General features: G+C 69.9%; 12 protein-coding genes. 3 read left to right on the top strand and 9 right to left on the bottom strand.

Annotated elements, in window-relative coordinates; all coding sequences use genetic code 11:
- Nucleotides 1–197 precede the first annotated feature (197 nt).
- Nucleotides 198–935 (bottom strand): Crp/Fnr family transcriptional regulator, encoded by a 738-nt coding sequence (locus BM430_RS14250; RefSeq protein WP_093567918.1) that lies wholly within the window; start codon nt 933–935, stop codon nt 198–200.
- A gap of 214 nt (nt 936–1,149) precedes the next feature.
- The gene (locus tag BM430_RS14245) at nt 1,150–1,941 is read right to left on the bottom strand and encodes an IclR family transcriptional regulator (RefSeq protein ID WP_093567917.1); all 792 of its coding nucleotides are present in this window, start codon (nt 1,939–1,941) and stop codon (nt 1,150–1,152) included.
- Nucleotides 1,942–2,112: 171 nt separating this feature from the next.
- On the opposite strand from BM430_RS14245, the gene BM430_RS14240 reads away from it, so the two are divergent.
- A complete protein-coding gene (locus BM430_RS14240; RefSeq protein ID WP_093567916.1) occupies nt 2,113–2,973 on the top strand; it encodes a 2,4-didehydro-3-deoxy-L-rhamnonate hydrolase in 861 nt (286 codons plus the stop codon).
- 4 nt (nt 2,974–2,977) lie between these two features.
- Complete coding sequence (locus BM430_RS14235; RefSeq protein ID WP_093567915.1) at nt 2,978–3,727, top strand: SDR family NAD(P)-dependent oxidoreductase; 750 nt, start codon at nt 2,978–2,980, stop codon at nt 3,725–3,727.
- Between the two features lie 55 nt (nt 3,728–3,782).
- Here BM430_RS14235 and BM430_RS14230 read toward each other — a convergent pair whose 3' ends face one another.
- On the bottom strand, nt 3,783–4,064 hold the full coding sequence (locus BM430_RS14230; RefSeq protein ID WP_280142276.1) for a virulence factor: 282 nt from the start codon (nt 4,062–4,064) through the stop codon (nt 3,783–3,785).
- Nucleotides 4,061–4,273 carry a DUF5397 family protein gene (locus BM430_RS14225; protein WP_093567914.1) on the bottom strand — a complete coding sequence of 71 codons (213 nt, stop codon included), beginning with the start codon at nt 4,271–4,273 and terminating at the stop codon, nt 4,061–4,063. Before BM430_RS14225 ends, BM430_RS14230 begins: the two co-directional genes overlap by 4 nt.
- A 129-nt stretch (nt 4,274–4,402) precedes the next feature.
- On the opposite strand from BM430_RS14225, the gene BM430_RS14220 reads away from it, so the two are divergent.
- Complete coding sequence (locus BM430_RS14220; protein ID WP_093567913.1) at nt 4,403–5,737, top strand: MFS transporter; 1,335 nt, start codon at nt 4,403–4,405, stop codon at nt 5,735–5,737.
- Nucleotides 5,738–5,845: 108 nt separating this feature from the next.
- Here BM430_RS14220 and BM430_RS14215 read toward each other — a convergent pair whose 3' ends face one another.
- The 5 genes from BM430_RS14215 to BM430_RS14195 all read right to left on the bottom strand — a co-directional run bounded on the left by BM430_RS14215 (nt 5,846) and on the right by BM430_RS14195 (nt 12,187).
- Nucleotides 5,846–6,595 carry a proteasome-type protease gene (locus tag BM430_RS14215; protein WP_093567912.1) on the bottom strand — a complete coding sequence of 250 codons (750 nt, stop codon included), beginning with the start codon at nt 6,593–6,595 and terminating at the stop codon, nt 5,846–5,848.
- Between the two features lie 148 nt (nt 6,596–6,743).
- Nucleotides 6,744–7,625, bottom strand: coding sequence for a transglutaminase family protein (locus tag BM430_RS14210; RefSeq protein WP_093567911.1), 882 nt, complete (start codon nt 7,623–7,625; stop codon nt 6,744–6,746).
- Between the two features lie 93 nt (nt 7,626–7,718).
- Nucleotides 7,719–8,663, bottom strand: a complete 945-nt coding sequence (locus BM430_RS14205) for an alpha-E domain-containing protein (RefSeq protein ID WP_093567910.1) — start codon at nt 8,661–8,663, stop codon at nt 7,719–7,721.
- A 96-nt stretch (nt 8,664–8,759) separates the two neighbouring features.
- Nucleotides 8,760–10,199, bottom strand: coding sequence for a circularly permuted type 2 ATP-grasp protein (locus tag BM430_RS14200; RefSeq protein WP_093567909.1), 1,440 nt, complete (start codon nt 10,197–10,199; stop codon nt 8,760–8,762).
- 182 nt (nt 10,200–10,381) lie between these two features.
- The gene (locus tag BM430_RS14195) at nt 10,382–12,187 is read right to left on the bottom strand and encodes an ABC transporter transmembrane domain-containing protein (RefSeq protein ID WP_093567908.1); all 1,806 of its coding nucleotides are present in this window, start codon (nt 12,185–12,187) and stop codon (nt 10,382–10,384) included.
- Nucleotides 12,188–12,280: the final 93 nt, after the last annotated feature.

Below are 12,280 nucleotides of genomic sequence, written 5' to 3'. Positions count from 1 at the left end.
CCACATCGTCAGGATCGAGGATCCCGGCTTCGCCGGCGGGGTCTACCCCTTGGGTTGTCTGCGAAAACTCGGAAGCTGCCTCGTCCGGGAATGCCCCAGAGCATTGTCCGATGAGGTGGATACCGGTTCGTCGAGGAAAATGCGGCAAAATCAAAGAGCTGGAGAGCCTCGCGATTGCAGCGCGATCGTGAAATGCTCTAGGTGCCGGCGTCGAACCGCTCGCCCTCGTAGTCGAGATGCAGGTAATCCGGATCGAACCGGGCAACCGCCGTCAGGGCGTCGAGATCCGGGATGCCGAGCTGCTTGTCGCGCCAGTCGATCAGGCCGGACAGGCGCAATTCGCGCAAGGTGCGGTTGACGTGCACGGCCGAGAGGCCGAGCGCGTCGGCAAGCTCGACCTGGGTGATGGGCAGTTCGCACCGGCCCTCCCGCACCCGCCCGACCGCCTGCTGGCGCACGTAGACCTCGCAGAGCAGGTGGGCGACGCGCTCCAGAGCCGTGCGCCGGCCGATATTGACCAGCCATTCGCGGTGGATCGCGGCCGTCACCAGCACCTCCCACCACAGGGCCTGGGTCAGCCGCGGATCGGCGTTCAGCATCTCCTCGAGCAGGTCGCGCGAGATCTTGGCCACCGCCACGGGCGTGAGGGTGCCCAAGGCGTGGTCCATGCGGCGCAGGAGGAAGATGTTGAGGTCGCACAGGTCGCCCGGGAGCAGAAACGACATGATCTGGCGGCCGCCATCGGCGAGCTGCTTGTAGCGGCAGACCCAGCCGCCGAGGATGAGGTTGACGTCGTTCGGCTCCTCGCCCTCGGCGATGATGTCCTGGTGCGAGTCGTAGTTGACAATCCGGGCGCTCGCGGCCTGCTGCAGCAGGCGCTTGTCCGCGTCGCTCAGGCGCGTGAACCGTTCGAGCTTCCGGATCAGCGGATTCATCGTGCACCCCTCCGGCCCGCGGCTCGGCAGCGCGAGTTTCCCGTCGTTCCCCGACGGGAAGTTAGCGTCTGTCGCGGTTCAGTAAAGCGTCCGGTCGGGCGCTAACATGAAGGAGGTGCAGGGGCGGGTTTCGGCCCACTGACTTGGCGGCCGCCCCGTCTTCCTTGCGGGAAGGCGCCGGTTGAGCGGTGATGTCCGGCCCTCGCCGCGCCGGCTACCCCGCCCAGCCCAGATCCCGGCTGATCGCGCCGGCGACCGCCCGGACCGTCCCGGCCAGCGCCTCCATCCGGGCCTCGTCCATGTATTGCACCGTGCTCGTTACGCTGAAGGCCGCGACGATCGCGCCGCTGGCGTCGCGGATCGGGCCGGCGACGCAGCGCACCTCGGGCTCGTTCTCCTCGCGGTCGTAGGCGATGCCCCGGGCCGCGTAGGTCCGCATCCGCGCGAGCCAGGTCTCTAGGCTTAGCGTCTCCAGGTCCGGGCTGTGGCCGCCGCGCGCCGCGCCGAGGCGGTGGAAGCTCCGCCAGCGCGCCTCGTCGAGATCGAGGATCAGCGCCTTGCCGAGGCCGGTCGACCAGACCGGCTGGCGCTCGCCGACCCGCGAGCTGATCTCGATGCGCCGGCGTCCCGGCAGCTTGTCGAGGTAGAGCGCCCAGTCGCCCTCCAGCACGCCGAGATGGATGGTGTCGCCGCATTCCGCCGAGAGGCGCTCGAGATGGGGCCGGGCCACCCGGGTCACCGGCGCCGCCTGCTGGGCGCGAAATCCCAATTCGACGAGCTTCGGGCCGAGGGCGTAGCCCTCCCGCGGCGCGAAAGTGAGGTAGCGCTGCTCGACCAGGGCCGCGGCGAGGCGGTGGGTGGTGCTGCGGGTGGTGCCGAGCGCGGCCGACAGGGCGGCGAGGTCCCGCGCGCCCCCCGCCACCGCATCCAGGATGGCGAGGCCGCGCAGGAGCGTCTGGCTCCCCGGCGCCGCGCCCACCTCCGCGGTTGACGGCTTCGATCGCATCGGCGTATCGTCCCACATACAAGAACAAGATCCCACTATATGGGATCGTATGGCGCGGCGCCAGGGCTGTGCCGGAGGAAACCGAAGTTTCGAACCCTCCGTCCCGCCCTGCCCCGCGCCCGCACACCTGCACGCTGTGAGCGTGCTTGGATTCCACGGAGGTTCGATCCCATGAAGCTGTTGCGCTACGGCCCCGCGGGCCAGGAGAAGCCCGGCCTGCTCGACGCGGAGGGCCGCATCCGCGACCTCTCCGCCCACCTGCCCGATCTCGGTCCCGAGGCGCTGGCCCCCGAGGCGCTGGCCCGCCTCGCGGCGATCGATGCCGGCAGCCTGCCCGTGGTCGAGGGCGCGCCGCGCCTTGGCACCCCGGTCGCCAATGTGGGCAAGTTCATCGCCATCGGTCTCAACTTCGCCGACCATGCCGCCGAGTCGAACCTGCCTGTGCCGAAGGAGCCGATCGTCTTCACCAAGGCGATCAGCTCGCTCTCGGGCCCGAACGACCCGGTGATGCTGCCGAAGGATTCGGTGAAGAGCGACTGGGAGGTCGAGCTCGGCATCGTCATCGGCCGCCGCGCCGCTTACGTCGAGGAGGCGCAGGCGCTCGACTTTGTTGCCGGCTACTGCCTCGTCAACGACGTCTCGGAGCGCGAGTACCAGATCGAGCGCGGCGGCACCTGGGACAAGGGCAAGGGCTGCGATACCTTCGGGCCGGTCGGCCCCTGGCTCGTCACCTCCGACGAGGTCGGCGATCCGCAGAACCTCGACATGTGGCTCGACCTGAACGGCAAGCGCATGCAGACCGGCAACACCCGGACGATGATCTTCACCTGCGCGCAGATCGTCTCCTACGTCAGCCGGTTCATGACCCTGATGCCCGGCGACGTCATCACCACCGGCACGCCCCCCGGCGTCGGCATGGGCATGAAGCCCGAGCCGGTCTTCCTCAAGGCCGGCGACGTGATGACGCTCGGCATCGAGAAGCTCGGTGAGCAGCGCCAGGACGTGACCGCCTGGCAGCGCCGGGAGGCGTGATCCCATGACCTATCCGAACCGCTTCGAGGGCCGCATGGCCCTCGTCACCGGCGGCGCCTCCGGCATCGGCCTCGCGGTCGCCGCGCGGCTCAAGGCCGAGGGCGCCACGGTCGCCATCTGGGACCTCAACGAGGAGGCGCTGGCGAAGGCCAAGGCCGAGAGCGGCGCCGCCGACACGCGGGCCCTCGACATCGCGGACGCCGCCGCGGTCGAGACCGCGATGCGTGAGACCCTGGCGGCGCTCGGTGGCCGCCTCGACGTGCTGGTGTGCAGCGCCGGCATCACCGGGCCGAACACCAGCTTGCGCGACTATCCCGTCGACGCCTGGCAGCGGGTGATCGACGTCAACCTCAACGGCCTGTTCTACTGCAACCGTGCCGCGGTGCCGGCGATGGAGGCGGGCGGCTACGGCCGCATCGTCAACGTCGCGTCGATCGCCGGCAAGGAGGGCAACCCCAACGCCTCGGCCTACTCGGCCTCCAAGGCCGGGGTGATCGGGCTGACGAAGTCGCTCGGCAAGGAACTGGCGAAGTCCGAGATCCGGGTGAACTGCATCACGCCGGCGGCGGTGCGCACCGCGATCTTCGACCAGATGACCCAACAGCACATCGACTTCATGCTGTCGAAGATCCCGATCGGCCGCTTCGGCGCCATCGACGAGGTGACCTCTCTGATCTGCTTCCTGGCGAGCGAGGAGGCGTCGTTCTCGACCGGCGCGGTATTCGACGTGTCGGGGGGCCGGGCGACGTACTGAGCGCGACGCCCCCGCTCTTGGGCGGGGGCGATCCCCTCTGCCCTGCCGGAGGGCTTTACGCTTTCACGGTGGAGGTGAAATCGGACCACTGCTCCACCCGGAACGCCCGGATGTCTCTCACGCACAACGGAAACCACGCCAGAGCTTTGAGCGCTGTGATCGCCGCAAACAGCTTGGCCAAATCTTCTGTTTGACTCACATAGAGGCTGCCCTGAATCCAGTCGAAGCCGTGTCCGGCAAGGCTGGATCGAATATCCGCATAGGCCTGGGCAACGCCTCGTGGGTGATGCTTCTGTGTCTCGGCCACCACGAGATCGAAGGCGATGGCGAACATCATTGTTCCCGAGGATCGTCGAGAATGTCCGTGAAGCGGTAATCCACTTCCTCGCCCGTCTCGACGAGCCGCACGCGCATCAGGCAGTCGTCACCCACAATCTGCCCGACGCCGACGATCTCGTAGACCGGGCCTGTCACGCCGAAGCGCCGCCAAGTCCCAATCAGGCTTCGCGGCTGCGGCAGGAGTTTCGATTCGGTGCGCTGGTCCATGCCGCGAGCGTACCCGATCGCGGCGCAGGGTACCACGCCTCCGGGGTCGGACTTCGACCGACCACGCATTCTTGACCGCCCGCCGGCCCGCCCCTCGCGCGCCGTCCGGCTTTTCATCGAGAGGACCCTATGAACACCGCCTCCATGGCCGCCGTCGCGGATGTCTCCGCGGCGGCGGGCCGAGACCCCGACCTGCGCCGGCGCGTGCTCGCCAAGCTCCGGCCGCGCATCGTGCTCTATTGCTTCGTCCTGTTCATCATCAACTACCTCGACCGGGTGAACGTCGGCTTCGCGGCGCTTCACATGAACAAGGATCTCGGGCTGTCGGCCACCGCCTACGGGTTCGGCGCCGGCATCTTCTTTCTCGGCTACATCCTGTTCGAAGTGCCGAGCAACATGATCATGCACCGGGTCGGCCCCCGGCGCTGGATCGCCCGGATCATGGTGAGCTGGGGCCTCGTCTCCGGCGGCATGGCCTTCGTCCAGGGCGAGTGGAGCTTCTACGCCATGCGCTTCCTGCTCGGGCTGGCCGAGGCCGGCTTCGTGCCCGGGATCCTGCTCTACCTCACCTACTGGTACCCGGCCCGCGACCGCGCCAAGGCGACCGCCGGCTTCATGACCGCGACGGTGCTGTCGAGCGTGATCGGCGCGCCGCTCTCCGGCTGGATCCTCGCCAGCAACCCGACCTGGTTCGGGCTGGCCGCCTGGCAGTGGCTGTTCATCCTCGAGGCCGCTCCCGCGGTGATCCTCGGCGTCGTGACGTTCTTCTACCTCGTCGACCGGCCCGAGGACGGGCGCTGGCTCGATGCGGAAGAGCGCGCCTGGCTGATCCGCACGCTCGCCGAGGAGAACCGCCAGGTCGAGAGCGTCGGCTCGCACGAGTTCCGCGCCATCTTCCGCGATTACCGCGTCTGGCTGCTCACCCTCGTCTACATGTTCAACGCCGTGGCGGTGTACGGCGTGGTGTTGTGGCTGCCGCAGATCGTGCGCAGCATCGGCAGCCTCTCCGACCTGCAGACCGGCTTCGTCACCGCGATCCCGTTCGTCTTCGCGGCGATCGGCCTCGTCGTAGTGGCGCGCTCCTCCGACCGGACCGGCGAGCGCAAGTACCACACCGCGCTCTCGGCGCTGATCGGCGGCCTGTTCCTGGCCGCCAGCGCCGTGGCGCCGACGCCGCTCCTCAGCCTGCTCCTGCTCTGCGCCGCCGCCTTCGGGGTCTGGGCCCTGCTCGGCGTGTTCTGGGCCCTGCCGACGCAGTTCCTCACCGGCGCGGCGGCGGCCGGCGGCCTGGCGATGATCAACGGGCTCGCCCAGATCGCCGGCTTCGGCGGGCCCTACCTGGTCGGGTGGATCCGCGACGCGACGCAGAGCTTCACCCCCGCCCTCCTCGCCCTGGCGGCCGGGCCGGTGATCGCCGCCTTCCTGTGCCTCGCCGTGCGGGTGCGGCGCGAGCCGGCGGCCTGACCCGACGCCGCGGGGGGCTCGAAACCCGCGCGGCGCTGCTGCCAGCGCCGCGACCCGTCCCGTCCACGAGGTCGGGACGGGATCGCGGATGAGGGATTCGGATCCGCCCTACTTCGCCCCGGGCCCGTAGGGCGGCCGCGGGATCGCCCGGTGGGCCGCCCGCAGGGCCGCCGACCAGCGCTCGCGCAGGTCGTGGAAATACGGCTCGCCGGCCTCGATCCGGTGCAGCACCTCGGTGTCGCAGGTGTTGCGGCGGATCACCGTGAGGTCGATCGGCAGGCCGACGCCGAGATTCGAGCGCATCGTCGAATCCATCGAGACCAGGCCGACCTTCAGGGCGTCGTAGATGTCGGTGCGATAGGTCACCGCGCGGTCGAGGATCGGCTTGCCGTATTTGTGCTCGCCGATCTGCAGGAACGGCGCGTCCTGGCTGCAGGCGATGAAGTTGCCGGCGGAGTAGATCATGTAGAGCCGCATCGGCCCGTCGCCGATCTGGCCGCCGAACAGGAATGACACCTCGAAGCGCAGCTGCGCCGCCTCGAAGCCGGCGCGCTCGATCGTCCGCACCTTGCGGATCGCCCGGCCTATGAGCTGGGCGGCGCGGAACATCGTCGGCGCGTCGTAGATCGTCTCCGGCTTGCCGGTATCGGGATCCTCGACGCCCTCGGTCAGGAGCGAGAGCACCGACTGGGTCACTGAGAGGTTGCCGGCCGAGGCGAGCGCCAGCACCCGCTCGCCCGGCTTCGTGAACATGTGGAGCTTGCGATAGGTCGAGATGTCGTCGAGCCCCGCATTCGTGCGGGTGTCGGCGATCATGACGAGACCCTCTTCGACCAGGATCCCGACGCAATAGGTCATCGCTCGCCCCCCGGCGATCTCAGGCGGACGGTCCGTCACCGCGCGCGGCGCCACCCTGGCGCAGCCCGTGGCCTTAATCCAGCCGAATCGGCTGCCCCCAGGTGAGGTGGACCCCGCCTGGCGCGGCGGGGCCACAGGAGGGCCGTCGCTAGCCTTGCGCCTGCACCTGATCCCGCACCTGATCTTGGGCCTGAACCTTGACCTTCTGCGGTGCCTGCGCCTGCGCCCGGGCGTCCTCGACCCTGACCCGCACCGTCATGGTCTCGGTGCCGCCGCCGGTGCGGCTGCCGCGGACCGGGGCGGCGTCGAGGTAGTCGAGGCCGATCGCCACCCGCAGATGCGCCTCGGTGACGGCGATGCCGTGGGCGGGATCGAACCCGACCCAGCCGAGATCCGGCACCCGCGCCTCGACCCAGGCGTGGCCGGCTTCCCGGTCCGCCATGTCGGGCTGCCAGCAATAGCCCGAGACGTAGCGCACCGGGATCTCGAGGTGGCGCGCCGCCGCGATGAAGACGTGGGCGAGGTCCTGGCCCACCCCCTTGCGCAAGCCGAAGGCCTCCGCCGCCGTGGTGGCGGCGCCGGTCGGGCCGGGAGCGTAGTCGACGCTCTCGTGCACGGCGGCGAGCAGGCGGTGCAGCTGGTCGAGCCGATTGGTCGCGGCGCCGACCGCCTCGTCGGCGAAGGCCCGGATCGCCTCGTCGGCGACGGCGAAGCGCGATTCGCGCAGGTAGAACGGGTCCGGCAGCCACTCGGAGATGCCGCGCATCACCCCGTGGGTCTCAGCCGTCTCGATCTCGCCGGTGGCCCGGATGGTCAGCGCCTCTTCCGGCCCGTCGGCGCTGAAGACGTGGACGATGTTGCCGAAGCCGTCCTCGCGCCGGCTGAGCCGCCCGTCCACCGTCGGCTCGATGCGCCAGGCGCGCACGTGCTGGCCGTCATGGTCCCGCGGCGTCAGCCGCAGCATCTGGATCAGGCCCCGGGCCGGGCTGTCGTACTGGTAAACCGTCTCGTGGACGACGCGGATGCGCATGGTGTCGCGATGCTCGCTGTCATGCTGAAAGCGGGGCGGTCGTACACCGTCCCGCGGCTGGGCGAAACCTTGGCCGGATTGCGGAGCCTGCCCTCAGCCGAGATACTGCTCGACCACCGCCGCTCCGAGACGGTTGTTCTCGGCGATGAAGGCCTGGATGAACTCGTGCAGGCCGGAGGCGAAGATCTCCTCCACCGTGAGGTCGTCGAGCTTGGCCAGCATGCCGCGGGCGAGGCGCTGGCTCGGACCCCGGCGGCCGTAGGAATCGGCGATGCGATCGAGGTTGTTGACCAGCATCTCGTAGCAGTTGGCCAGCGAGCGCGGCATCTCGCGGTTGAGGATCAGGAGGTCGGCGACCAGCCAGGGCTTGATGCTCTCGCGGTAGACCCAGTGATAGGCGGTGAGCGCCGAGACCTCGCGCAGGATCGTGGTCCACTGGAAGTAGTCGAGGCTGCCGCCGACCCGCTCGGTCTCGGGCAGCAGCACGTGGTACTTCACGTCGAGGATGCGGGCGGTGTTGTCAGCGCGTTCGAGGGCGACGCCGAGGCGGGTGAACCAGTAGGCGTCGTTGCGCAGCATCGTGCGGTAGGCCGAGCCGTCGAAGGCCAGCGACACGCCCTTCACCCAGTCGAGGAAGCGGGCGAATTCCTCCCGGGTCATGTCCCGGCCCTCGAAGCTGCGCAGGTGCAGGAAGGCCTCGTTGATCGCCTCCCACATCTCGCTCGTCAGCGCCGTGCGCACGGAGCGGGCGTTCTCCCGGGCGGTCTGCAGGCAGGAGCGGATCGAGGACGGGTTGTTGGGGCTGAAGGCCAGGAAGTCCCGGACGGTGTGCTCGTTGACGCTGTCGTAGAGCGGGCGGAAGAGCTCGATGTTGCCGGCCGAGGCCAGCGCCGATTCCCACTCGTTGGTGTCGCTGCCGCCGTAATTGGCCGGCAGGGCGGAGAGGCGCAGGGCCGCGTCGAGGATGCGGGCGACGAAGTCGGCGCGCTCGGCGTAGCGCGAGAGCCAGTACAGGTTGTCGGCGGTGCGGGAGAGCATGGCGGAAGGAGGCTCACGCTGTGGGGCAGTGCGGGCGAAAACCGGGCCGGACGGCCCGGCTGACTCTCTCGGGAGGCGGGGGTGCCGCGGCGGCGATCAGCCGTCGAGCACCCAGGTGTCCTTGGTGCCGCCGCCCTGGCTCGAATTGACCACGAGGGACCCCTCCTTCAGCGCCACACGGGTCAGCCCGCCCGGCACGATCCGGATCTCGTCGGCGCCCGCGAGCACGAAGGGCCGGAGGTCGACGTGGCGCGGCGCGACGCCGGAGGCGACGAAGGTCGGGCAGGTCGAGAGCGCGAGGGTCGGCTGGGCGATGAAGCCGTCCGGCGCGTGGCGCAGCTTGCGCCCGAACTCCTCGATCTCGCGCTTGGTGGCGTGGGGGCCGACCAGCATGCCGTAGCCGCCCGAGCCGTTGACCTCCTTGACCACGAGGTCGCCGAGGTTGGCCAGCACGTGGTTCAGCGCGTCCTTCTCGCGGCAGCGCCAGGTCGGCACGTTGTGCAGGATCGGCTCCTCGCCCGTGAAGAAGCGCACGATCTCCGGCATGTAGCTGTAGACCGCCTTGTCGTCGGCGATGCCGGTGCCGACGGCGTTGGCGAGCGTGACGCTGCCGCTCTGGTAGGCGCTCATCAGCCCCGGCACGCCGAGCACCGAATCGGGCCGGAACACCAGCGGATCGAGGAAGTCGTCGTCGATGCGCCGGTAGATCACGTCGACGCGCCGCGGCCCCTCGGTGGTCCGCATGTAGACCACGTCGTCCTTGGTGAAGAGGTCGGAGGCCTCGACGAGGTCGACGCCGAGCTTGTCGGCCAGGAAGGAGTGCTCGTAGAAGGCCGAGTTGAAGCGGCCGGGGGTCAGCAGCACCACCGTCGGATCGCGGGCCGCGCTCATCGGCGCGAGGCTGCGCAGGGTCGCGAGCAGGGCGTCCGGATAGGCCTCGACCGGGGAGACCCGGTGCTTGGAGAACAGCTCGGGGAAGAGCCGCAGCATCACCTCCCGGTTCTCCAGCATGTAGGAGACCCCGGACGGCGTGCGGGCATTGTCTTCCAGCACGAAGAACTGGTCCTCGCCGGTGCGCACGATGTCGATGCCGGCGATGTGGACGTACTTGCCGTGCGGAACCTTGAAGTCCCGCATCTCGAGCCGGTAATGCGGATTGCGGTAGACGAGGTCGCCCGGGATGATCCCGGCCTTGATGCATTCCTGCGGGCCGTAGACGTCGGCGAGGAACATGTTGAGCGCGGTGACGCGCTGCTTGAGGCCGCGCTCCAGGAAGCCCCATTCGGGCTTGGTCAGCACCCGGGGGATGATGTCGAACGGGATCAGCCGCTCGGTCGATTCGTTGTCGCCGTAGACCGCGAAGGTGATCCCGATCCGGCGGAAGAACAATTCGGCCTGGCTGCGCCGCGTGTCGAAATGCTCGGGCGGAGTACTGTCGAGCCAGGTCTTGAGCGCCGCGTACGCCTCGCGCACCGCGGCCGGGCTCAGTCCGCTCTCCTGAGTACCCGTCATCTCGTCGAACGCGCTGAGCGGCATGGGCGTCCCTCTGTTTGCGCCGAAGCTAGACGCAAGACGGGGGCCAAGGCAAAGGAAATGCGTCCTGCGCGGGTGTTAACCCCCATTCCTCGCGCAAGGTCAGGGGCCATGGTGCGGGACGCACCGGGATCGGCGCGACTCTGCTCAAATTTGCGGCAACACGGCCGATGGACGGGGTGGCCTCAGGCCTCCGCCACCTGCCGCTCGCCCGCGACGTCGATGCCGGCGCCGAATTGCAGCGCCGCCAGCTGGGCGTAGAGGCCGCCGCGGGCGAGCAGCGCGTCGTGGCTGCCCTGCTCGGCGATGCGGCCGTCCTCCAACACCAGGATGCGGTCGGCGGCCCGGATGGTGGCGAGCCGGTGGGCGATGACCAGGGTGGTGCGGCCCTTCATCAGCACGTCGAGGGCCGCCTGCACCGCCCGCTCGCTCTCGGCGTCGAGGGCGGAGGTGGCCTCGTCGAGGAGCAGGATCGGCGCGTCCTTGAGGATCGCGCGGGCGATGGCGATGCGCTGGCGCTGGCCGCCCGACAGGGTGACGCCGCGCTCGCCGACGAGGGTCGCGTAGCCCTGCGGCAGGGCGCGGATGAAGCCGTCGGCATGGGCCTGGGCGGCGGCGCGCTCCACCTCGGCCTGGGTCGCCTTCGGCCGGCCGTAGCGGATGTTGTCGAGGATGCTGCCGCTGAACACCGTCGGGTCCTGCGGCACCAGGGCCATGCGGGCGCGCAACGCCTCGGGCTCGACCGCGTCGACCGGCACGCCGTCGACCCGGACCTCGCCGGATTCCGGATCGTAGAAGCGCAGCAGCAGTTGCAGCACCGTGCTCTTGCCGGCGCCCGAGGGTCCGACGAGGGCGACGCGCTCGCCCGGCGCCACCGTGAAGCTGAGGTCGTGGAGCGCCGCGTGCTCGGGTCGCGTCGGATAGTGGAAGCGCACCCGCTCGAAGGCGATCTCGCCCCGCGGCGGCACCGGCAGGGCGCGGGGCCGATCGGGCGCCGCGATGACCGGCACGGTGTCGAGGATTTCGCCCAAGCGCTCCGCGGCGCCGGCGGCCAGCGTCAGCTCGCCATAGACCTCGGAGAGCTGGCCGAGGGCGCTCGCGCCGAACACCGCGTAGAGCACGAATTGCGACAATTGCCCGGCCGAGATCGTGCCGGCCGCGACCCCTTGCGCGCCGTACCACAGCACGCCGACGACGCTGGCCGAGATCAGGAAGATCGCGACGCCGGTGAGCAGCGCCCGCGCCCGGGCCGAGCCGCGGGAGGCCAGGAACGCCTCCTCGGAGGCGGCGGCGAAGCGGGCGGCGGTGGCAGGCGCCATGCCGAAGGCCTGCATGGTCCGCACCGCCCCCACGGCCTCCGTGGCGAAGGCCGAGGCGTCGGCGAGCCGGTCCTGCGCCGCCCGCGAGCGGCGGCGCACGCCGCGGCCCGACAGGATCAGCGGGAAGACGATGAGCGGGATCGCGGCGAGCACCAGCACCGAGAGCCGGGGGCTGGTCCAGACCATCATGCCGACAGCGCCGGCGAACAGGAACAGGTTGCGCAACAGGATCGAGAGCGAGACCCCGAAGACCGACTTCACCTGAGCGGCATCCGCGGTGAGGCGCGAGACCAGCTCGCCGCTGCGCGACCGGTCGAAGAAGGCGGGATCGAGGGTCGTGAGGCGGGCGAACACCGCGGCGCGCAGGTCCGCCACCACCCGCTCGCCGAGCGTGACCACGCAGTAGTAGCGGGCGGCGCTGGCGAGCGCGAGAACCGCCACCACCCCGATCAGCGCGCCGAAATAGGCGTCGATCATCCCGACCTCGCCGTGCGAGAAGCCGAGATCGACCACCCGGCGCACCGCCACCGGCACCGTCAGGGTCGCGCCCGAGGCCGCGACCAGCGCCACGATCGCGGCGGCGATCCGCCCCTTGTAGCGCGCCGCGAAGGGAAAGAGGGGCTTCAGCGCCCCCAGGGACGCGCGGGGACGGGCGGTGTCGGAACGTGCCATCTGAACTGTCGTGCTGTCCGGGGTACGGCGCTTGTTTGGCGCACGGAGGTGAGGTATAGGCCGCCGCTCATCCGATTACGCGCGATCAATGGC

This window comes from Methylobacterium sp. 174MFSha1.1 (assembly GCF_900116815.1).
Lineage (GTDB): Bacteria > Pseudomonadota > Alphaproteobacteria > Rhizobiales > Beijerinckiaceae > Methylobacterium.
Note: the sequence above shows the minus strand (reverse complement) of the source record. Positions and strands in the feature narration are given on the sequence as shown.